This window comes from Pseudomonas sp. AC255, from assembly GCF_979258175.1.
The window spans coordinates 1,150,812-1,170,727 of record NZ_OZ409841.1 but is presented as its reverse complement, the minus strand read 5'-3'; the positions used below and the strand labels follow the sequence as shown (position 1 = coordinate 1,170,727).

Annotated in this window: 18 protein-coding genes; 6 read left to right on the top strand and 12 right to left on the bottom strand. The window is 62.0% G+C overall.

Annotation, left to right across the window (positions count from 1 at the left end):
* Positions 1 to 21: 21 nt before the first annotated feature.
* Positions 22 to 519: a transcription elongation factor GreB gene (gene greB, locus ACZZ0K_RS05525; protein ID WP_150637747.1), complete on the top strand. Its 498-nt coding sequence runs from the start codon at positions 22 to 24 to the stop codon at positions 517 to 519.
* A 6-nt stretch (positions 520 to 525) separates the two neighbouring features.
* Here greB and ACZZ0K_RS05520 read toward each other — a convergent pair whose 3' ends face one another.
* From ACZZ0K_RS05520 to ACZZ0K_RS05510, 3 genes are all read right to left on the bottom strand, one after another.
* Positions 526 to 834 (bottom strand): hypothetical protein, encoded by a 309-nt coding sequence (locus ACZZ0K_RS05520; RefSeq protein ID WP_095182213.1) that lies wholly within the window; start codon positions 832 to 834, stop codon positions 526 to 528.
* Between the two features lie 248 nt (positions 835 to 1,082).
* Entirely contained in the window at positions 1,083 to 1,517 is a 435-nt protein-coding gene (locus tag ACZZ0K_RS05515; protein ID WP_039759946.1) for a DoxX family protein, read from the bottom strand.
* Positions 1,518 to 1,630: 113 nt separating this feature from the next.
* Positions 1,631 to 3,052: an MltF family protein gene (locus ACZZ0K_RS05510; protein ID WP_056788457.1), complete on the bottom strand. Its 1,422-nt coding sequence runs from the start codon at positions 3,050 to 3,052 to the stop codon at positions 1,631 to 1,633.
* 234 nt (positions 3,053 to 3,286) lie between these two features.
* Here ACZZ0K_RS05510 and ACZZ0K_RS05505 point away from each other — a divergent pair, with 234 nt between their 5' ends.
* From ACZZ0K_RS05505 to ACZZ0K_RS05495, 3 genes are all read left to right on the top strand, one after another.
* Complete coding sequence (locus tag ACZZ0K_RS05505; protein WP_463559012.1) at positions 3,287 to 4,093, top strand: TatD family hydrolase; 807 nt, start codon at positions 3,287 to 3,289, stop codon at positions 4,091 to 4,093.
* A 173-nt stretch (positions 4,094 to 4,266) separates the two neighbouring features.
* Positions 4,267 to 5,748, top strand: coding sequence for a methyl-accepting chemotaxis protein (locus ACZZ0K_RS05500; RefSeq protein ID WP_463559011.1), 1,482 nt, complete (start codon positions 4,267 to 4,269; stop codon positions 5,746 to 5,748).
* Between the two features lie 229 nt (positions 5,749 to 5,977).
* Positions 5,978 to 6,343, top strand: a complete 366-nt coding sequence (locus ACZZ0K_RS05495) for a DUF962 domain-containing protein (protein ID WP_463559010.1) — start codon at positions 5,978 to 5,980, stop codon at positions 6,341 to 6,343.
* Position 6,344: 1 nt separating this feature from the next.
* Here ACZZ0K_RS05495 and ACZZ0K_RS05490 read toward each other — a convergent pair whose 3' ends face one another.
* The 3 genes from ACZZ0K_RS05490 to ACZZ0K_RS05480 form a co-directional block, all read right to left on the bottom strand.
* On the bottom strand, positions 6,345 to 7,139 hold the full coding sequence (locus ACZZ0K_RS05490; protein WP_041478384.1) for an acyl-CoA thioesterase: 795 nt from the start codon (positions 7,137 to 7,139) through the stop codon (positions 6,345 to 6,347).
* 233 nt (positions 7,140 to 7,372) lie between these two features.
* The gene (locus ACZZ0K_RS05485) at positions 7,373 to 8,131 is read right to left on the bottom strand and encodes a CHAD domain-containing protein (RefSeq protein WP_041478383.1); all 759 of its coding nucleotides are present in this window, start codon (positions 8,129 to 8,131) and stop codon (positions 7,373 to 7,375) included.
* A 104-nt stretch (positions 8,132 to 8,235) separates the two neighbouring features.
* Entirely contained in the window at positions 8,236 to 8,514 is a 279-nt protein-coding gene (locus tag ACZZ0K_RS05480) for a hypothetical protein (RefSeq protein ID WP_016770894.1), read from the bottom strand.
* Positions 8,515 to 8,728: 214 nt separating this feature from the next.
* Between ACZZ0K_RS05480 and ACZZ0K_RS05475 the strand changes: the two genes are divergently transcribed.
* Positions 8,729 to 9,766 (top strand): patatin-like phospholipase family protein, encoded by a 1,038-nt coding sequence (locus tag ACZZ0K_RS05475; RefSeq protein WP_039759961.1) that lies wholly within the window; start codon positions 8,729 to 8,731, stop codon positions 9,764 to 9,766.
* 132 nt (positions 9,767 to 9,898) lie between these two features.
* On the opposite strand, the gene ACZZ0K_RS05470 is transcribed toward ACZZ0K_RS05475, so the two are convergent.
* From ACZZ0K_RS05470 to kdpF, 6 genes are all read right to left on the bottom strand, one after another.
* Positions 9,899 to 10,594 carry a response regulator gene (locus ACZZ0K_RS05470; protein ID WP_463559009.1) on the bottom strand — a complete coding sequence of 232 codons (696 nt, stop codon included), beginning with the start codon at positions 10,592 to 10,594 and terminating at the stop codon, positions 9,899 to 9,901.
* A gap of 48 nt (positions 10,595 to 10,642) precedes the next feature.
* On the bottom strand, positions 10,643 to 13,294 hold the full coding sequence (locus tag ACZZ0K_RS05465) for a sensor histidine kinase (protein WP_056788409.1): 2,652 nt from the start codon (positions 13,292 to 13,294) through the stop codon (positions 10,643 to 10,645).
* 144 nt (positions 13,295 to 13,438) lie between these two features.
* Positions 13,439 to 13,984, bottom strand: coding sequence for a potassium-transporting ATPase subunit KdpC (gene kdpC / locus ACZZ0K_RS05460; RefSeq protein WP_310217536.1), 546 nt, complete (start codon positions 13,982 to 13,984; stop codon positions 13,439 to 13,441).
* Positions 13,985 to 14,212: 228 nt separating this feature from the next.
* On the bottom strand, positions 14,213 to 16,270 hold the full coding sequence (kdpB, locus tag ACZZ0K_RS05455; protein WP_122611496.1) for a potassium-transporting ATPase subunit KdpB: 2,058 nt from the start codon (positions 16,268 to 16,270) through the stop codon (positions 14,213 to 14,215).
* A gap of 10 nt (positions 16,271 to 16,280) precedes the next feature.
* Positions 16,281 to 17,975 (bottom strand): potassium-transporting ATPase subunit KdpA, encoded by a 1,695-nt coding sequence (gene kdpA / locus ACZZ0K_RS05450; protein WP_463559008.1) that lies wholly within the window; start codon positions 17,973 to 17,975, stop codon positions 16,281 to 16,283.
* 8 nt (positions 17,976 to 17,983) lie between these two features.
* Positions 17,984 to 18,073 (bottom strand): K(+)-transporting ATPase subunit F, encoded by a 90-nt coding sequence (gene kdpF / locus ACZZ0K_RS05445; RefSeq protein ID WP_007899818.1) that lies wholly within the window; start codon positions 18,071 to 18,073, stop codon positions 17,984 to 17,986.
* Between the two features lie 398 nt (positions 18,074 to 18,471).
* Between kdpF and eat the strand changes: the two genes are divergently transcribed.
* Positions 18,472 to 19,836 carry an ethanolamine permease gene (gene eat, locus ACZZ0K_RS05440; RefSeq protein WP_258707034.1) on the top strand — a complete coding sequence of 455 codons (1,365 nt, stop codon included), beginning with the start codon at positions 18,472 to 18,474 and terminating at the stop codon, positions 19,834 to 19,836.
* Positions 19,837 to 19,916: the final 80 nt, after the last annotated feature.

Here is a 19,916-nt window from a genome sequence, read left to right as displayed (position 1 = left end):
TCTTAATCACAAGAAGTCGCCATGAGTCGTTATCGCCCTCCCCGCACCGCCGGCACCGCGCTGATCACCCCCGAGGGTGAAGCGCGGATGCGCGCCGAATTCCATGAGTTGTGGCATGTGCGTCGCCCGCAGGTCACCCAGGCTGTGAGTGAAGCGGCAGCGCAGGGCGATCGTTCGGAAAACGCCGAGTACACCTACGGCAAGAAGATGCTGCGCGAAATCGACAGTCGCGTGCGTTTTCTCACTAAACGCCTGGAAGCGCTCAAGGTAGTCAGCGAAAAACCCAGCGATCCAAACAAGGTCTATTTCGGCGCCTGGGTGACCATCGAAGACGAAGACGGCAAGCAATCGCGCTACCGCATCGTCGGCCCTGATGAACTGGACCTCAAACTCGGCTTGATCAGCATCGACTCGCCGCTGGCCCGCGCGCTGATCGGCAAGGCACTCGACACGGAAGTGCGGGTGCAAACGCCGACCGGCGAGCAGTTCGTTTACATCGTTGCGATTGAATACCCGTAAGACTGATCAGCGCCGAGTGATCAGGCCCTGCCGCGCTACGCGGGTCAGTTGCTTGATCATGTCCGGCGCATCTTCTGCGCTCGGCGCCTGAATCACCGCCAGATCGAAGCTGTCCGTAGCAAAACGCGCCAGCGACTCGCCGTCATCGACAAACTGGATCAGGAATGCGGCAGGACCGCCGCTGCGACGTGGCCAGCCATCGAGATAACGCAACAGCGTCGGCTGGTGTTTGCCGCCAAGAAGGATTTTCGGGTTGCGCTGGGTGACATGTGCCGTGATCGGCGCGGGACGTGCTGGAGGGCGTAGTGCGTTCATCGTGTCGTGTCTCTGCCTCAAAAGTCTGCATGGCAGGTGAGAGGCAACACCGAACCAGCGCTTTAGCGGTATTTCGAAGCCCTGTTCCGGCTTCTGACGGTAACTGTAGAAGTCACCTGGCGCCCCGCAAGTAGCTGTTTAAATCGGCGCATGGGCAACATCCTAGAGAACGTGACCGACCAGTGTCAAGAATCCCCCGCAACAAAAAAGGCCCGCGCAATGCGGGCCTTTGCCTTGAGCCAGAGCCTTCAACCGGCGATGGCGCGATCCGCCGAGAGCTTGCCGGCGCCTTCGATCAGGACCGCAATGCTGCCGGCCAACAAAGCGAGGGCGAACTCGTAACCGTTGTTGGCCATGAACAGACCGTTACCGATGTGCACCGAGAAGATCGCCACCAGCGAGAGGAACGCCAGACCCAGTGCCGCCGGGCGTACCAGCAAGCCGATGATCAGCGCCAGACCGGCGAAGAACTCGGTACCGCCGGCCAGCGAGGCCATCAGATAGCCCGGGGTCAGGCCAATGCTTTCCATCCATTGTGCGGTGCCGGCCAAGCCGTAACCACCGAACAGACCAAAGAGTTTCTGCGAACCGTGGGCGGCGAAGATCACGCCGACAGCAATGCGCAGGACAGTCAGGCCGTAACCGGCGCGGGTGAACAGAACCTTGTTGATCAGAGAGCTCATGGTGCATTCCTTGTTGTGCAGAAGTGTTTGTGTGTTTGGGTTGGTCGCTATATTAATCAGTTTATTTCATGTTTAAAGCGCAAAAATTTCGCCATAACAATCGAATTGTTAGATTATTTCCGTGTGACCACTTTCTGCTGCCGGGGCTCGAGCGACTCTCGCTCCCGGTCGAATGCCAGGTAATACTTGTTCACGCTATTAACATAGCTGACGGCGCCCATCCCCACCTGCTCCATGGCAATGCGCTCGACCTGGAAGAACCACTGGTTGGGATTGAGGCCACGGCGGCGGGCTTCCGCGCGCATGCCCTGCACGCGCTCGGGGCCGATGTTGTAAGCGGCGAGGGTGAAGGCCATGCGCTCACGCTCGTTGAGTTTCGGGCTGCTGAAGAACTTGCGGCGGATCATCGCCAGGTACTTGGCGCCGGCCTGCACATTCGCATCGAGATTCTGGATATTGCTCACGCCGACCCGCTGCGCGGCGGACGGGGTGATCTGCATCAGCCCGGTCGGGCCGCTGCCGCTGCGAGCGTTGGGCTGCAGACGCGATTCCTTGAACGCCAGCGCCGCCAGGTTAAGCCAGTCCATGTTCTGCGCATCGGCGTGCTTCTGCAGGGTCGGACGGAGTTTTTCCAGACGCTGGCGATCGGCTTTGGCCAGCGGGTTGTGCACCTGGTACAAGCGTCGATAGATGCGCAGGAACGCCGCGTCTTCGTCCGACGGTCTCTTGTAACCGGTGAGGAAGCGATCGATGCTCGCGCGCAACATCGACGCATCGCGGCGCACGAACCAATGTTCTTCGCCCGGCTCGCCGAGGCTCAGCTGCCGATCGAGACGCAGCTTCGGCAGGATCTTGCCCCAACGCTCGGCAATCGGTTGCTCGACAATGGTCAGGTGGAAAATCCCGCCCTGGACCATCTCCAGCACATCTTCGACCGCCAGCGTCGGATCGACCCACTCGATATTGATCGGCGCGAGTTTGTGCAGCGCCAGTTTCTGGTTGAGCTGACTGACCACCTCCCCCGCCGCACTACCGGTGGGCAAGGCCAGGGTCTTGCCGGACAGTTGCTCGACCTTGGTGTAACGGCGTTGGCCCTTGATCCCGACCAGCACCAGCGGCACGTTGCTGGCAATCGGCTCACTGCTGGCGACCGCGTAGCCAGAAGGCAGATCGAGCAATTCACCGGGCGCGACCATATCGCCTTCGCCGCGCTGCAAGGCGCCGAGCAATTGATCCTTGGCTTTGGGAATGATTTTGAGGGTGACTTCCTGGCCGTCGCGAGCGTGGCCGTTGAGGTATTGCTCGAACGCGCGCAGTCGGTGGTACTCGACACCGATGGCCTGACCCTGGACTTCGCCGGAGCTGTTGCGGCTCTGATTGACCAACACCCGCAACACGCGGCTGCTGCGGATTTCGGAGAGGTCGCGAACCTTGCTCGCCGGTACGGCTTGCAGCGGTCCGGGCAGGCGCGCGGCCGCCGTCATCGGCAGCAACAACGCAGCACACAACAGCAGCAGAACCGAGGGACGATGCATCCACTCTCCGAAAAGAATACGGGGCGATTCGTCGCAAAAGAGACGACATCACCGACGAAAACAGAGCGCTTGGAGCGCTGATAAAGTGCGTGAGACTGGCACAGTGATGGCATTGTCGCCACCCCGGAGTCCCCAGCGGCCTCAACAGACAGCCATAAGTCTTTGTAGTTCTTGGCTTTTCTTATAAATCTACAGCTCTGATATGCTTTCCGGCCTTCGGCCCGAGGTAGCACCATGCAACTCATCGATATCGGCGTCAACCTGACCAACCCCAGTTTCGCCGACAAACACCAGGCCGTGCTCGACCGCGCCTATGCCGCAGGCGTCTGCCAACTGGTGCTGACTGGCACCAGCGTCGAGGGTAGCGAGCAGGCGCTGGAACTGTGCCAGCAACTGGATGAAAGTGGCCAACGGCTGTTCGCCACCGCCGGTATTCACCCGCATTCGGCCAGCGACTGGAACGCTGACAGCGCCCGTCGTCTGCGCAGTCTGTTGAACGAATCCAGCGTCGTCGCGGTGGGCGAATGCGGGCTGGATTTCAACCGCGACTTCTCCCCGCGCGCGCAACAGGAAAAGGTTCTCGAAGAACATCTGGCGCTGGCCGTCGAACTGCAATTGCCGGTGTTCCTGCACGAGCGTGATGCCAGCCAGCGGCTGCTGGAGATCCTCAAAGACTTCCGCGATCAACTGCCGGCGGCGGTGGTGCACTGCTTCACTGGCGAGCAAAAGGCCTTGTTCAGCTACCTCGATCTGGATCTGCACATCGGCATCACCGGCTGGATCTGCGACGAACGCCGGGGCACGCATCTGCATCCACTGGTCAAAGAGATCAAAGCGGGACGGCTGATGCTGGAAAGCGATGCGCCATATCTGCTGCCGCGCACGTTGCGGCCGAAACCGAAAAACGGTCGCAACGAACCGGCGTATCTGACCGAAGTGTTGCGCGAGGTGGCGATGCATCGCGGCGAGACCGAGGAAGCGCTGGCCGCGCATACCACCGCATGTGCCCGGGCGTTTTTTAATCTTCCGATGTTGGTGTAAAACGCAAAAGATCGCAGCCTTCGGCAGCTCCTACAGAATCTACGCCGTGCCAATGGAGCTGCCGAAGGCTGCGATCTTTTGATCTGTTGATCCGCATCAAAAAATGGTTTTCTGCATAGCGGCACAATAATGGCACCTTGCCAAAACTGTTTCCGCTATCAGAGAAGACCTCCATGGGTGCCTGGCTTAGCAACATCTCGCTGAAATACAAATTCTGGGCGGTCAACGCGGTCGCCTTTGTCACCACCCTGCTGCTCGTACTGTACGCCGTACATCTCGAACAGCAGGCCCGCAGCCACGCCGCGCAGGTGTCCGCGCAGGCGCAGGCGCAGTTGCTCAAGGCCTGGCCGCTCGGGCAACCGTTGCCCAAGTCCGCTCAGGTGCTGACCTTCAAGCGCGGTGAAGTGCCGCGTCTCAACGATCAACCGCTACTGGAAATCAGCGGCAGCAACGGCTGGAACGCCATCAATGAAATGCCGCTGTTTGGCGAGAATCCGTTGATCGGCGCCGAAGTGTTCAGCCGTGCCGACGGCGAGCAAGTGGCGGTCATCGCCTATGCCCCGAGCCTGAGCCAGGTGTTCAGCGAGCGTTTCGCCAACTATGCGCTGGCGGTCTTCGTCCTGATGCTGGCGATGCTCGGCGCCTCGCAACTGTTGATCCGCTTTCTGCTCAGCCAGCTCAACACGTTGAAAGACGTGATGCTGCACGTTGAAAAAACCGGCGACCTCTCCGCTCGCGTGCCGCTGGTGGGCAAGGACGAGGTCGGGCAGATGGCCAATGCCTTCAACGCCATGCAGGCCGGTTATCAACGCGTCGTGACCACCGTTGCCAGCACCGCGCGACAACTGGATGACGGTGCAGCGCGGCTGGCCTCGAGCATGAACGACGTGCGCCACGGCATGCTCGGCCAACAAAGCGAAACCGACCAGGCTGCCACCGCGATCAACGAAATGACCGCCACCGTTTATCACATCGCGCAACACGCCGGCGCCACACGCGATCTGTCGAAAACCGCCGATGGCCTCGCCGGCAGCGGTCAGCAGGTGGTGGCGCGGGTGCAGCAATCGATTGCCGGGTTGTCCAACGGCGTGCAGCAGACGGCAGAAATGATTCAACGCCTGGCCGAGGACAGCCAGAAGATCAACGGCGTGGTCAGCGTGATTCACAGCATTGCCGAACAGACCAATCTGCTCGCGCTGAATGCGGCGATCGAAGCGGCCCGCGCCGGGGAGATGGGTCGCGGCTTTGCCGTGGTCGCCGATGAAGTGCGCAATCTCGCCAAGCGCGTGCAGGCTTCCACCGACGAGATCACCGGCATGATCGCCGCATTGCAGGCCGGCACCCGCGATGCGGTGGATTTCATGCAGGAGAGTTCGTACAAGGCCGACGACTGCGTGCAGCAGGCCCAAGAGGCTGGCGCGGCGCTGGCGGAAATCACCGGAGCGGTGGCGCAGATGCGCGAAAGCAACACGCAGATTGCCGTGGCGGCGGAACAGCAGAGTCAGGTTGCCGAGGAGATGAACCGGGCGGTGGTGAGTATTCGTGACGTGACCGAGAACACCGTGCAGCAGACGGTGGATTCGGCGACGACCAGTAATGAGCTGGCGGCGCTGGCCGGGGCGCTTAACAAGGCGATAGGCCAGTTGAAACTCTGATGGCCTCTTCGCGGGCAAGCCCGCTCCCACAGGGATTTTCGACAATCAACAATTGTGCGTACACCGAGCACACTGTGGGAGCGGGCTCGCCCGCGATGCCGTCCGCTCAGGCGACATCAAATTTTGCCATTGCCGCTATCAGCTCAATAGCCAACCTTGATTCGCCGCGCTCCGCGCCCGGGCCTATTCTTCAACCATGAAGTTCAACATGGATCGAGGAGTAGCAAACATGGGCAAACGTCACCCCAACCTTCCCGCATGGCAATGGCGCGCCTACCCGGGCAATCATCAGCATCCGACAAATCTGGTCCTGCACCTGATTGCTGTGCCGATGTTTATCGTGGCGTTTCTGCTGATCGTGTCGGGGGTGTTCAGCTTGAGTCTGGCAAGCGTCGCCATCGGCGTGATCGGTATCATGGCGGCGCTGGGTCTGCAGCGCCACGGTCACGGCCTGGAGGCGCAAGCCTCCGAGCCGTTCAGTGATCGCAAAGATGCCGTGTCACGTTTGCTGGTCGAGCAGTTTCTGACCTTCCCCCGGTTCTTTCTCAGCGGTGGCTGGTGGCGCGCCTGGCGTGAGCGCCACCGTCGGCATTGAGTCAGGCGAAGATCGTCACGGTCTGCCGACTCATGGCAATCAACTCCCCTTTCGCGCTCCACAACTTCGCGGCGACATGGCCGTAACCGTCGGCCGCGTATTCGATATCGGCCAGGTATTGGCACCAATCCAGCGTGCTCAGGTCGTGTAACGGCTGCACGAATTCGATGGTCCAGGTCAGCGTGCTACCCGGCGCCGGTTTCTTCAGATACGGCAACAGCGCCGGCGGCCAGGCATCCACCAGCGCCAGCAGATGCGCCTCGTTGACCGGCTCCTCTTTGACATCCCCACGCAACCGCACCCAGCCGCCCATCAAGCGCGACGCCGTGCCGGAGAACGGAATACCGCCGACGCTCCAGCGCATCGCCAGATGGCGCATGAATTCCGGGGTCACGCCTTTGATGTAGGGCAGCTCCTGGCATTCGTCCCAGTGTTTCATGGTCGGCGCCGGGTAGGCTTCGACAGCGACTTCCGAGGGCCGCGAGGCACCGAAGCTGCCCTGAATGATCGTCACCACCTGACCATTCTGCATGGCGCGGCCCAACACCTGGCTGACGGCTTTGCCTTCACGCAGTACGTCGACTTCGAAACTCACCGGCACTTCCGGCTCGACCGGGCCGACAAAGGTAATCGCCAGCGAACGCACCGGGCGCTCCGTCGGCACCCTGGCGCGCATGGCTTCAAATTGCAGCGCGGCCACCAGTCCGCCAAAACTGGCGCGGCCCTGCCCCCATTCGGCGGGGATGATTACTTCAGGTTGTTGGCGGACAGCATCGAGCAGATCGCAAAAGCGCATGGCAACCTCGGAAAACGAGAAAGGAATGCGCGGATCTTACCCAGCCCCAGGCGGCGGCGCAGCGTCTATTCCGGTCAAATGGGCTGACAGATAGGCCTTGGCACTTTTCGATTTCGCCGCAAAACCCTTGTAGGAGCTGTCGAGTGAAACGAGGCTGCGATCTTTTGATCTGTTTGCAAATCAAAATCAAAAGATCGCAGCCTTCGGCAGCTCCTACAGGGGATGCGTAAGCTTCAGGATTTGAAACACGTAGCGCTGAGCTTTTCCAGCACTTGATCGGCCTTCAGCTCTGCCTTGATCAACCCGGCCTGCCAGGTGGCCACGCACGGCTGCAGATCAGCCTCCTGTTCGGCGCGCGCCAGCCATTGCCAGCAATCGTGCCAGTCGCCCAGTGCGCCTTGCGCGGATTTCAGGCGTTTGTAGGCCGGTTTCGGCAAGCGATCCAGTTCGGGGTAGGCTTCGATACCATAGCGCACGCGTTTGATCAGCAGGCGCAGGCGATGGCGGTCATGGGCGGGATCGTGCAGCGCCGCATCGAGTTTCTGCCATTGTTTGCCCAGCCGTTTTTCGATGCGTTTATCCAGATCCTTGAGCAGCCCCTGACGCTGGGACGCGCGCAAAAATCGTGGAAAGGCGTCAAGAATCATCAGCAACGAAGCCACTTCCGCACTCGCCGCCAGCGCCGGATACGCCTCGGCCATTTGCGCCAGACGCCGCTGCGCAGCCTCGGGCTGATCATGCTCGAGCAGATACGCCGCGAGCACTTCGCGATCACGCCACGGTGTGGTCAACTCGCCCACCGCCGAAGCCGCCGCCTCCAGTTGCTCGACACCCGGCAAGCCGCGCAACGGCCGCAACAGACTGCGCAAGCGCCGCACCGTGGTGCGCAAATCATGCAACGCCTCGGGATCAGTGCGCGCAGTCAAGCGCGCCTGACATGCCAGTAGCCGCACATCCAGGCTCAACACATGAGCCACCAAGCGATCGATCATGGGGGTCTACTCCGTAGACAGCTGCAAGCTTCTAGCTACAAGCTTCAAGCTGAATGCGTTTGCTTCAAAGCTTGTGGCTTGCAGCTAGAAACTTGCAGCTGCTGTTAACGTCCTGCGCGGGACTCGCGAATGTAGAAGCGGGCTTTCTCGGCTTTCTTGCTGCAGCCTTCAAAGCCTTCGAATTGTTGCTGGGTCTTGGCGGCGGTCAGCAGCGACAGCGCTTTGGAATAGCTGACGGTGCCGGCGAAGCCTTCGGCCTTGGCCAGGTCCAGTTCGTGCCAGGCCGCGTCGAGTTGGCTGCCGCAGCTGTCGCGGTACGCGGTTTTGCCGGCGCAACCGGCCAGAACCAGAGCCATCAACGGTACACAGATCCAGGCTTTCATCACTCACACCTCAAGGTAGGTCAACAGTCGTGCAGGTAAGACGGTCAAGCGGTGAAAAAGTGCCTCGCTGATCGGTCAAACCACGTGGCGCAGAGCATAGCGCGCAAGCGTACGCCGCGAACGAAAAACGACGTCACCGCTTCGCGCAACGACCTTGGCGATTGAGCCGCTTGGCCGATGCGTGCATTGTGCAGGCTTGTCCGGAGGAAGTTTGATGAAAAAGCGTGTCGCACTGGTACTGGGCTCCGGTGGCGCCCGGGGCTACGCCCATATCGGCGTCATCGAAGAAATTGAAAAACGCGGCTACGACATCGCCTGCATTGCCGGTTGTTCGATGGGCGCGGTGGTCGGCGGGATCTATGCCGCCGGCAAACTGGATGAGTACCGCCGCTGGATCGAAAGCCTTGATTACCTCGACGTGCTGCGTCTGGTCGATGTGAGTTTCCGTCTCGGCGCGATTCGCGGCGAAAAGGTCTTCGGGCAGATTCGCAAGATCGTCGGCGAGATCAACATCGAAGACCTGCGCATTCCCTACACCGCCGTCGCCGCCGACCTGACCAATCAGCAGGAAATCTGGTTTCAGGAAGGCTGCCTGCATCAGGCCATGCGCGCCTCGGCGGCGATTCCCAGCCTGTTTACCCCGGTGATGCAGGGCAACCGCATGCTGGTCGACGGCGGCATTCTCAATCCGTTGCCGATCGTTCCGGTGGTGTCGAGCCATTGCGACCTGATCATCGCGGTCAACCTCAACGCCACCAATCAGCGCCAGTACAAGTTGCCGGTGATCGAGCGGCCGGCGGCGTTCCGTTCGCGCTTCGACAGTCTGATCAAATCCATGGGTTCGAAGTTGCCGTTCCGCCGTAAACAGGCCGAGCAATTGTTGAAGCTGGAACAGGAAGCCTTGCGCGCCGAGGCGGCGGAGATCAATCCTTGGCTCGAAGGCGTCGAACCGGAAAGCCAGCAACCGGCCGCCGCGCCGGAACGCGAAGGCGCACCGAAATCCGCTACAGGTTCGTTCATCATCGATAACGTCGGGCCGGCGTCGCTGCTGGATTTGATCAACCAGAGTTTCGAGGTGATGCAGACCTCGCTGGCACAGTACAAGATTGCCGGGTATCCGCCGGATATCCTGATCAACGTGCCGAAGCGGGTATGCCGGTTTTTCGAGTTCTACAAGGCGCCGGAATTGATCGCGCTGGGGCGGGAGATTGCCAGTGATACGCTGGATCGGTATGAGCAGGAGCAGGGTTGATTACCTGAAGGCTGTGGGTGAATGTTCCGGCCTCATCGCGGGCAAGCCCGCTCCCACAGGGTTCTCGGGGGAATGAAATCTGGGTGATACATAGCTCACTGTGGGAGCGAGCCTGCTCGCGAAGGCGTCAGATCAGCCAACTTCACTCAACAACCGATACCCCACCCCCGCCTCAGTCACGATAAACCGCGGCCGGGTCGGGTCATCCGCCAGTTTCTGCCGCAGGTGCCCGACCACGATGCGCAGATAATGACTGTCCTCGGTGTGCGTCGGCCCCCAGATATCCTTGAGCAATTGCTGCTGGGTGATCACCCGCCCCGGATGCCGCGCCAGTTGCGCGAGCACCGCATATTCCTTGCGGGTCAGGGCGACTTCGGCGCCATAGAGCAGCACCCGTCGATAGGCCAGATCCACGGTCAGAGGGCCGAAACTCAGCGCCGCTGGCTGCGCCTCCCCCGCCGGTGCCTGGCGCAACAACGCGCGAACCCGGGCGAGAAATTCCTGAATGCCGAACGGTTTGGTCACGTAGTCGTTCGCGCCGCCATCCAGCGCTTCGACCTTCTGCCCTTCACTGGCGCGCACCGACAGCACCAGTACCGGCGTGGTCGCCCATTCGCGCAACTCGCGCAGGACGTGCTGACCGTCCATGTCCGGCAACCCGAGGTCGAGCACCACCAGGTCAGGTTTGCTCAGCGCGGCTTGTGCCAGGCCTTCAGCGCCAGTGCCGGCTTCGAGCACTTTGTAGCCTTGTGAAGCGAGGCTGATGCGCAGGAATTTGCGGATCTGCGGTTCGTCGTCGATGACCAAAATGGTCGCGGTCTGGCTCATGAATTCACATCAACACAATAGATTGGCAAGAGAGTAGCGCAGTCGACTTCAAGCTTCACCGTCCATCCCCGGTTGCGCCTGCAACGGCAGGTGCAAGGTGATGCAGGTGCCGCGCCCGTCGATGCCGTCAGCCACAGAAATACGCCCGCCGTGCGCGCCGACCATGCCCTGACAGATCGCCAGCCCCAACCCCGTGCCCTGCCCGCCGCGATCACCGCGCGCGGCGGTGTAGAACATGTCGAAAATCTTCGCTCGGTCCTCTTCAGGGATCCCCGGGCCTTCATCGCTGACCGAAAAGAAAATCTCCTGCTCATCGGCACCCGCGCGCAGTTGCAGGCGACCGTGGCTGGGCGAAAATCGCGCGGCGTTTTCCAGCACGTTAACCAGCGCCTGTTCGATCAGCGCCGCGTGCACATACAGCAACGGCAACTCGGCCGGCACTTCGGTGCTGACCTGCAGCGGCGCCAGCACGGCGCGCAGGCGATTGAGCGAGCTGCCGACGATATCGGCCGGCGATACCCAGTCGCGCGCCAGCTTCAAGGCGCCGTGGCCGAGCCGAGTCATGTCGAGCAGGTTCTGGATGTAGCGGTCGAGGCGTTCGGCCTCATCGCGGGTGCCTTCGAGCAACTCGCGGCGATCCTCCAGCGGGATCGCTTCGCCGAGGGCCAACAGGCTGTCGATGCTGCCGCGCATGGCCGTCAGCGGCGTGCGCAAATCGTGGGACACCGAGGCCAGCAAGGCGCTGCGTAACTGTTCGGTTTCGCCGTGCAGACGCGCCGCTTCGAGGTCATCGGCCAATTGCGCGCGGGCGAGGGCTTGCGCCAGCGGCTGGCTCAGCGCAGTGAGCAAACGTCGGCGCTGACCGCTCAAGCTCTGGCCTTCCTTGGCGCAAACACCAAGCAACGCCAGCGGCCCGTCCTCGACCGACAACGGCCACCACCACCAACGCCCCAGCGGCAAGGTGCCGGTGCCCTTGCCCGCCGGTTGATCGTGTTGCCAGGCCCAATCGGCGGCGGCGCGTTCGGCCTCGGTGAATTGCAGTGGCCCGCCGGTTTCGACTTTCCAGCCGCCCTGGCCGTCGCGGTTGAGCAGGCACAATTGCACATCGCTCCAGCCTTCGAGGTGTTGCGCGGCAGCGCTGATCACGGCTTGGCGATCGGTCGCGGCGGTGAGTTTGCGCGACAGGTCGAGCAGCTCGCTGGTCTCTTCCTGGGTATCGCGCAAAGCTTGCAACTGCCGCCGCTGACGCGCCGCGAGGTTGCCGGTGAGTGCCGCCATCAACAGGAAGAACAGCAGCGTCAGCACGTCTTCTTCGCGCTGAATGCTGAAGGAGAAATTCGGTGGAATGAACAGAAAATCGTAGGTCAGAAACGACAACGCCGCACAGGCCAGCGCCGGACCGAGGCTGCTGCGCACCGCCACCAGCAACACCGCCGCGAGAAAAACCAGCGAGATGTTCGGCAGCGGCAACACACTCGACACCGCCCAGGCCAGGGCCGTGGCCAACAACGTCGCGACCAGCGCCAGCGCGTAGTCGAACCACACCAGCGTGACTGAATTGCGCGGGCGCGGTTGGCGCTGCTCGTGGTCACTGTCGAGCACGTTGATTTCCAGACCGTGCGCCTGACGCAGCAGGCGCGCCGCCAGGCCACCGCCGAACAGTCGACGGCGCAGACGTGGCCGCGACTGGCCGACCAGCAACAGACTGGCGCGGCGCTCGGCGGCGTGTTGAATCAGGGTTTTCGCCACTTCGCCGGCCCGCAACAGCACCACTTCGCCACCGAGGCGTTCGGCCAGTTGCTGGGCGCTTTGCAAACGCAAACGCGATTGCTCGTCACGGGCACTGCCGTTGTCGACATGCACCAGACTCCACGGCAGATGCCGGCGCTGGGCGACGCGGCTGGCGTGACGCACCAGCCGTTCGGCCTGCGCATCGCCATCGATACCGACCAGCAAACGCCCGCGTACCGCCGGCGCGGCCTGCCCGAGTTGGCGATAGCCCTGGGCCAGATCGTTGTCGACCTGCGCGGCGGCGGTCTGCATCGCCAGTTCACGCAGGGCGGTAAGGTTGGTCTGGGTGAAAAAAGCGTCGATCGCAGCGCGGGCCTGTTCCGGCACGTAGACCTTGCCTTCGCGCAGACGCTCGAGCAATTCACGCGGCGGCAGGTCGATCAGCAGCAGCTCGAAGGCTTCCTGCAGGACCCAGTCCGGCAGGGTTTCGCGCACCTGCACGCCAGTGATGCCGCGCACCTGATCATTGAGGCTTTCCAGGTGCTGGACGTTGACCGTGGTGAACACGTCGATGCCGGCGGCGAGCAGTTCCTGAATGTCTTGCCAGCGCTTGGCGTGACGGCTGCCGGGGGCGTTGCTGTGGGCCAGTTCATCGACCAGCACAAGCTTCGGCTTGGCGGCGAGAATGCCGTCGAGGTCCATTTCTTCGAGCAGCACGCCACGGTATTCGCTGCGCACCAACGGCTGCTGCGGCAGGCCGCCGAGCAAGGCTTCGGTTTCGGCGCGGCCATGGGTTTCGACCACGCCGGCCAGGACCTTTACGCCCTGGCGCAGTTGCGTGTGGGCAGCCTGGAGCATGGCGTAGGTCTTGCCGACCCCGGGCGCCGCGCCGAGAAAAACCTTCAGCCGGCCACGGCCATCGCGGGGCAGGTCTGCTAACAGTGCGTCGGCGCGGCCGGAGTCGCTCATGCTTGATGTCTCTCTTCCTGATGATCGTTCCCACGCTCTGCGTGGGAACGCAGCCCGGGACGCTCTGCGTCCCATAAAAGCAGACGCAGAGCGTCTATTGATGCATTCCCACGCAGAGCGCGGGAACGATCGGTATCAACTGAATTACAGGTTTTGCAGTGCCAGATTCAGCTCCAGCACATTCACCACCGGCGGCCCAACCAGCGGCTGTTCGATGTGCTTATCGAGCAATTGTTGCAAGGTCGACACCGGCAGGTTACGCGCTGCTGCGACACGCGCCAGTTGATAGGCAATTGCCGCCGGTGGCAAGTGCGGATCGAGGCCGCTGGCGGAGGTGGTCAGCAAGGCCAATGGCACCGGCCCCTGCCCAGCGACTTGTTGTTTTTGCGCGTCTTCGATCACGCGGGTCGCCAGGGCCGGATTGCTCGGCGCGAGGTTGCTGGCGCCGCTGGCGACCGTGGCAAAAGCCCCGGCGGACGGGCGCGGGTGGAACCAGTTGTCGCCGCTGAAATCCTGCGCAATCAGCGCCGAGCCGCGGACTTTGCCGTCGGCGTCGTGGATCAGGCTGCCGTTGGCTTGGTCGGAAAAGGCGACCTGGGCGATGCCGGTGACCGCGAGTGGATAGGCGACGCCGGTGATCAGGGTCATCAGCGCCAACAGGGTCAGGGCCGGGCGTATCATTGTGGACATTTCAAAATCCTCGAATTCGTTGGGCAAACTTTTGCAGGGTATCAGGGAGATTTTTCCCCCTCACCCCAGCCCTCTCCCCCAAGGGGGCGAGGGGGAAAGGAGCCGATCCTTTTGCTGTTCAAAACCTGAGTTAGGCTCGGAATTTCAGGTCGGCGAACCTCGCACAAACACCTCGGTCAGTCCCCTCTCCCCCCGGGAGAGGGTTAGGGTGAGGGGCTCTTTTGAGCCTTACACCAGATGCAACGCCGTAAGCAGCATGTCTATCACCTTGATCCCCACGAACGGCACGACAATCCCGCCGACGCCATAGATCAGCAGATTGCGCCGCAGCAACGCCGCCGCACTCGCTGCTTGCACACGCACGCCGCGCAATGCCAGTGGAATCAGCACAACGATGATCAAAGCGTTGAAGACGATGGCCGAGAGAATCGCGCTCTGCGGACTGCTCAGATGCATGATGTTCAGCACGCCCAGCTGCGGGTAAATCGAGGCGAACAGCGCCGGCAGAATCGCGAAGTATTTGGCGATGTCGTTGGCGATGGAAAAGGTCGTCAGCGCGCCACGGGTCACCAGCAATTCCTTGCCGATCTGCACCACGTCGAGCAGCTTGGTCGGGTCGCTATCGAGATCGACCATGTTCGCCGCTTCGCGTGCTGCTTGTGTGCCATCGTTCATCGCCATGCCGACGTCTGCCTGGGCCAGCGCCGGGGCGTCGTTGGCGCCGTCGCCGCACATGGCGACCAGGCGACCGTCGTTCTGCTCGTGGCGAATGCGCGCGAGTTTCTTCTCCGGCGTGGCTTCGGCGAGCACATCATCGACGCCCGCTTCAGCGGCGATGGCTGCTGCGGTCAGCGGGTTGTCGCCGGTGACCATCACCGTGCGAATTCCCAGTTTGCGCAACTCGGCAAAACGCTCGCGGATGCCTGGTTTGACCACGTCCTTGAGATGGATCGCGCCAAGCAACTTACCGTCTGCACAGACCAGCAACGGCGTGCCACCGCTCTGCGCAATCTTGTCGATTTCCCGCGCCAGCGCCGGGGCCAGATCGCTACGTTGTTGACCGAGAAACGCCAGCAGCGAATCCACCGCACCTTTACGATACACGCGGCCCTGATAATCGACGCCGGACAAGCGGGTTTCCGCGCTGAACGGCACGGCGGTCAGGGTTTCCGGGGCCGGCTCCGGTTGCGGATGCAGGCCACGGAGGAACTCGACGATCGACTTGCCCTCAGCGGTTTCATCGGCCAGCGAGGCGAACAGCGCGCCTTCGGCCAGTTCACGGCCGGTCACACCCGGCGCGGCATACACCGCGCTGCAACGACGGTTACCGAAGGTGATGGTGCCGGTCTTGTCGAGCAACAGCACATGCACGTCACCCGCCGCCTCCACCGCGCGACCGGATTTGGCGATCACATTCAGGCGCACCAGTCGATCCATCCCGGCGATACCGATGGCCGACAGCAGACCGCCGATGGTGGTCGGGATCAGCGTGACCAATAACGCCACGAGGAACACCAGCGGCAGGCTGCCATTGGCAAAATGCGCGAACGGTTGCAGGGTGACGACCACCAGCAGAAAGATCAGGGTCAGGCCGATCAGCAGGATATCCAGCGCGACTTCGTTGGGGGTCTTCTGACGCTTGGCGCCTTCGACCAGGGCGATCATGCGGTCGAGGGTCGATTCACCAGGGTTGGTGGTGATCTTCACCAGCAGCCAGTCGGACACCAGCCGCGTGTTGCCGGTGACGGCCGAGCGGTCGCCGCCGGACTCGCGGATCACCGGCGCCGATTCACCGGTAATCGCCGCTTCGTTGACCGCCGCGATGCCTTCGATGACTTCGCCGTCACCGGGGATCATTTCCCCGGCTTCGACACGCACCACGTCGCCCTTGCGCAGATTGGCAGCCGGCACGATCTTGAAGCTGCCATCGGCTTGGCGGCAACGGGCGCTGAGGCCTTCGCTGCCGGCCTTGAGGCTGTCGGCGCGGGCCTTGCCACGACCTTCGGCCAAGGCCTCGGCGAAGTTGGCGAACAGCACGGTGAACCACAGCCACAGAGCGATTTGTGCGGCGACGAAGGTCGGCACATCAGCGTCCGGAAGGAAGCACAGCACGGTGGTGAAAATCGCCGTCAGTTCGACCACCAGCATCACTGGCGAACGGGCCAGTTGCCTTGGGTCGAGCTTGACGAAGGCTTGCACCAGCGCCGGACGCCACAGGGCCGAGATCGCGGTTTTGGCTTGTTCCGGCGCTTTGACGGCGGCGGGTTTGATTGCAGGCATATTCATGATGGATTCCTTAGAAGCCCATACTTAAATGTTCGGCGATAGGACCGAGCGCCAGCGTCGGCAAGAACGTCAGGCCGCCCACCAGCAAAATGGTCACGGTCAACAGGGTCACGAACAGCGGGCCGTGAGTCGGGAAGCTGTTCTGGCCGACCGGTGCGCTTTTCTTCATCGCCAGGCTACCGGCCAGTGCCAGCACCGGCAGGATGTAGCCGAAGCGGCCGATCAACATGCCCAGGCCGAGCATCAGGTTGTGGAACGGCGTGTTCGCGCCCAGGCCACCAAATGCCGAACCGTTGTTGGCGCTCGCCGAGGTGTAGGCATAGAGCAACTGACTGAAGCCATGCGGGCCGGGGTTGCTGATGGTTGCCGCAGCGCTGGGAACCGTGGCGGCAATCGCGCCGAGCACCAGCACGCCGACCGGCATCACCAGCAGCGTCACCACCAGCAACTGAACTTCGCGGGCCTGGAGTTTCTTGCCGAGGTATTCCGGCGTACGACCGATCATCAGACCGGCGAGGAACACCGCGATCAGCACGTTGAGCAACATGCCGTAGAGCCCGGCACCGACACCGCCGAAGATCACTTCGCCGACCATCATGTTGACCAGCGCGACCATGCCACTCAGCGGGTTGAGGCTGTCGTGCATGCCGTTCACCGAGCCGTTCGAAGCCGCCGTGGTAGTCACCGACCACAGCACCGTCGCGGTAGTACCGAAGCGCGCTTCCTTGCCTTCCAGCGGCGCGGTCTGCTCGACGGCGGCATTGTTCAGGGTCGGATTCGGCTGATACTCGGCCCACAACGATGTCGCACCGCCGATCAGGAACAACGCCAGCATGCAGGCGATGATCGCGCGGCTCTGACGCAGGTCCTTGACGTAATGGCCGAAGGTGAACACCAGCGCCACCGGGATCAGGATGATCGAAGCGACTTCGAACAGGTTGCTCCACGCGGTCGGGTTCTCGAACGGGTGCGCCGAGTTGACCCCGAAGAAACCGCCACCGTTGGTGCCCAGTTGCTTGATCGCAATCTGGCTGGCGGCCGGGCCGAGCGGGATCACCTGATCGACGCCTTGCAAAGTCACGGCATTTACATACTGGGCGAAGGTTTGCGGCACGCCCTGCCAGACCAGATACAGCGCCAGCAGCAGGCACAGCGGCAGCAGGCCATAGAGCGTGGCGCGGGTCATGTCGACCCAGAAGTTGCCGAGGGTCTGCGCCGACTTACGGCCGATCCCACGGCACAGCGCGACCAGTACGGCGAGGCCGGTGGCGGCGCTGACAAAGTTCTGCACGGTGAGACCGACCATCTGGCTCAGATAGCTGAGGGTCGCTTCGCCGCTGTAGGACTGCCAGTTGGTGTTGGTCATGAAACTGACCGCGGTATTGAACGCCTGGGTCCATTCCTGGCCCGGCAGATTTTGCGGGTTCAGCGGCAGGTGATCCTGGAACAGCAGAATCGCGAACAGCAACAGGAAACCTGCAAGGTTGAACGCCAGCAGCGCCAGCGTGTACTTCTGCCAGCTCTGCTCCGCCTGCGCATCGATCCCGGCAAGACGATAGCAACCGCGCTCGACCGGTCCGAGAATCGGCGTCAGCCAGGTGCGCTGGCCCTCCATCACCTTGTAATAGAAGCGCCCAAGGAACGGCGCCGGCAGCAGGACCAGCGCAAAAAACCCGAGGATCAGCCAATAGTCATAACTGTGCATAGCCGCTCCTAGTTCCGGTCCGCGCGCAACAGCGCAACCAACAGATAAATGAACAGCCCCACTGCCAACAGCAGTGACACCCCGTCCAGAACGCTCATGGAAGATCTCCGTGTAACGGCGTATTGCCGTGTGTGCAGCGATTGTCGGGAAGGAGGCTGTAAAGGAACGAGAGCGAGGCCCGGCGTGGGTCATAAAGAAAGCGTAAAGAGTGGGTTTATGCGGGCTTTACGGCTGAGTTTCGTGGTGTTTGGGCTGGCGCCTTCGCGAGCAGGCTCGCTCCCACCGGGGCAACGCATTTCAAAATGTGGGAGCGAGCCTGCTCGCGAAGACGGCATCACCGACAACATCGCACCCAACTGGCGCACAAAAAGCAGCTATCCCCACCCGGACATCCCCCTGCGACAGCTTTGAACTCATTACGACTTGTTTCACGGTAGTGGCACGCCCACTGCACACGCCCTCCCCTGAGCTTTCCAACCATTGCGGGAGCAAGCGCATGAACACACAACTCAAACCCACGCTGGGCACGTTGCACCTGTGGGGCATTGCCGTGGGGCTGGTGATTTCCGGGGAATATTTCGGCTGGAGTTACGGCTGGGGCGTGGCCGGTACGCTGGGTTTTCTGGTGACTTCATTCATGGTCGCGACCATGTACACCTGCTTTATCTTCAGCTTTACCGAACTGACCACCGCGATTCCCCATGCCGGCGGGCCGTTTGCCTACAGCCGCCGCGCGTTTGGCGAAAAAGGCGGATTGATCGCCGGGCTGGCCACACTGATCGAATTCGTCTTCGCGCCGCCAGCGATTGCCTTGGCGATTGGCGCGTATCTCAATGTGCAATTTCCGGCACTCGACCCGAAACACGCGGCGGTCGGGGCGTACATCGTGTTCATGGGCCTGAACATTCTCGGGGTGAAACTGGCCGCGACGTTCGAGCTGATCGTCTGCGTGCTGGCGGTGGCTGAGTTGCTGGTGTTCATGGGCGTGGTCGCGCCGGCGTTCAGCTTCAGCAACTTCGCGCTGAATGGTTGGGCCGGTTCCGACGTCTTCGGCGCGCCGGCAATTGCCGGGATGTTCGCGGCAATTCCATTTGCAATCTGGTTCTTCCTCGCCATCGAAGGCGCAGCCATGGCCGCCGAGGAAGCCAAGGACCCGAAACGCACGATCCCAAAAGCCTACATAAGCGGCATCCTGACGCTGGTGCTGCTGGCAATGGGCGTGATGTTCTTCGCTGGCGGCGTCGGCGACTGGCGCACCTTGTCCAACATCAACGACCCACTGCCGCAGGCGATGAAAACCGTGGTCGGCGACAACTCCGGCTGGCTGCACATGCTGGTCTGGATCGGCCTGTTCGGCCTGGTCGCCAGTTTCCACGGCATCATCCTTGGTTATTCGCGGCAATTCTTCGCCCTCGCCCGCGCCGGTTACCTGCCCGCCTCATTGGCAGAACTGTCGCGCTTCCAGACCCCGCACCGCGCAATCATCGCTGGCGGCCTTATCGGCATCGCGGCGATCTACAGCGACGGTCTGATCAACCTCGGCGGCATGACACTCACCGCCGCGATGATCACCATGGCCGTGTTCGGCGCCATCGTGATGTACATCATGAGCATGCTCAGCCTGTTCAAACTGCGTAAATCCGAGCCAAACCTGGAGCGCACCTTCCGCGCGCCGTGCTATCCGCTGGTTCCACTGATCGCGCTGGTGCTAGCGGTGGTTTGCCTGGTAGCGATGGCGTGGTTCAACACACTGATCGGGCTGATTTTCCTCGGTTTCATGGCGGTGGGGTTCTGCTACTTCATGCTCACCGGGCAACTGCGCGCCGATGCGCCGGCGGATGCCATGCTCACAGGCCTGTAACGACTCGTCCCCTGTAGGAGCTGACGAGTGAAACGAGGCTGCGATCTTTGCTTTTCAAGATCAAAAGATCGCAGCCTTCG

Excerpts from the sequence above, each read along its gene's own strand:
- ACZZ0K_RS05465 (WP_056788409.1), bottom strand. The coding sequence starts at position 13,294 with ATGAGCGACTCCGGCCGCGCCGACGCACTGTTAGCAGACCTGCCCCGC.
- ACZZ0K_RS05470 (WP_463559009.1), bottom strand. The coding sequence starts at position 10,594 with ATGAGCCAGACCGCGACCATTTTGGTCATCGACGACGAACCGCAGATC.
- ACZZ0K_RS05505 (WP_463559012.1), top strand. The coding sequence starts at position 3,287 with ATGCAACTCATCGATATCGGCGTCAACCTGACCAACCCCAGTTTCGCC.
- ACZZ0K_RS05495 (WP_463559010.1), top strand. The coding sequence starts at position 5,978 with ATGGGCAAACGTCACCCCAACCTTCCCGCATGGCAATGGCGCGCCTAC.
- ACZZ0K_RS05485 (WP_041478383.1), bottom strand. The coding sequence starts at position 8,131 with ATGATCGATCGCTTGGTGGCTCATGTGTTGAGCCTGGATGTGCGGCTA.
- eat (WP_258707034.1), top strand. The coding sequence starts at position 18,472 with ATGAACACACAACTCAAACCCACGCTGGGCACGTTGCACCTGTGGGGC.
- kdpF (WP_007899818.1), bottom strand. The coding sequence starts at position 18,073 with ATGAGCGTTCTGGACGGGGTGTCACTGCTGTTGGCAGTGGGGCTGTTC.
- ACZZ0K_RS05510 (WP_056788457.1), bottom strand. The coding sequence starts at position 3,052 with ATGCATCGTCCCTCGGTTCTGCTGCTGTTGTGTGCTGCGTTGTTGCTG.
- kdpC (WP_310217536.1), bottom strand. The coding sequence starts at position 13,984 with ATGTCCACAATGATACGCCCGGCCCTGACCCTGTTGGCGCTGATGACC.
- ACZZ0K_RS05520 (WP_095182213.1), bottom strand. The coding sequence starts at position 834 with ATGAACGCACTACGCCCTCCAGCACGTCCCGCGCCGATCACGGCACAT.
- ACZZ0K_RS05475 (WP_039759961.1), top strand. The coding sequence starts at position 8,729 with ATGAAAAAGCGTGTCGCACTGGTACTGGGCTCCGGTGGCGCCCGGGGC.
- greB (WP_150637747.1), top strand. The coding sequence starts at position 22 with ATGAGTCGTTATCGCCCTCCCCGCACCGCCGGCACCGCGCTGATCACC.
- ACZZ0K_RS05515 (WP_039759946.1), bottom strand. The coding sequence starts at position 1,517 with ATGAGCTCTCTGATCAACAAGGTTCTGTTCACCCGCGCCGGTTACGGC.
- ACZZ0K_RS05480 (WP_016770894.1), bottom strand. The coding sequence starts at position 8,514 with ATGAAAGCCTGGATCTGTGTACCGTTGATGGCTCTGGTTCTGGCCGGT.
- ACZZ0K_RS05490 (WP_041478384.1), bottom strand. The coding sequence starts at position 7,139 with ATGCGCTTTTGCGATCTGCTCGATGCTGTCCGCCAACAACCTGAAGTA.
- kdpA (WP_463559008.1), bottom strand. The coding sequence starts at position 17,975 with ATGCACAGTTATGACTATTGGCTGATCCTCGGGTTTTTTGCGCTGGTC.
- ACZZ0K_RS05500 (WP_463559011.1), top strand. The coding sequence starts at position 4,267 with ATGGGTGCCTGGCTTAGCAACATCTCGCTGAAATACAAATTCTGGGCG.
- kdpB (WP_122611496.1), bottom strand. The coding sequence starts at position 16,270 with ATGAATATGCCTGCAATCAAACCCGCCGCCGTCAAAGCGCCGGAACAA.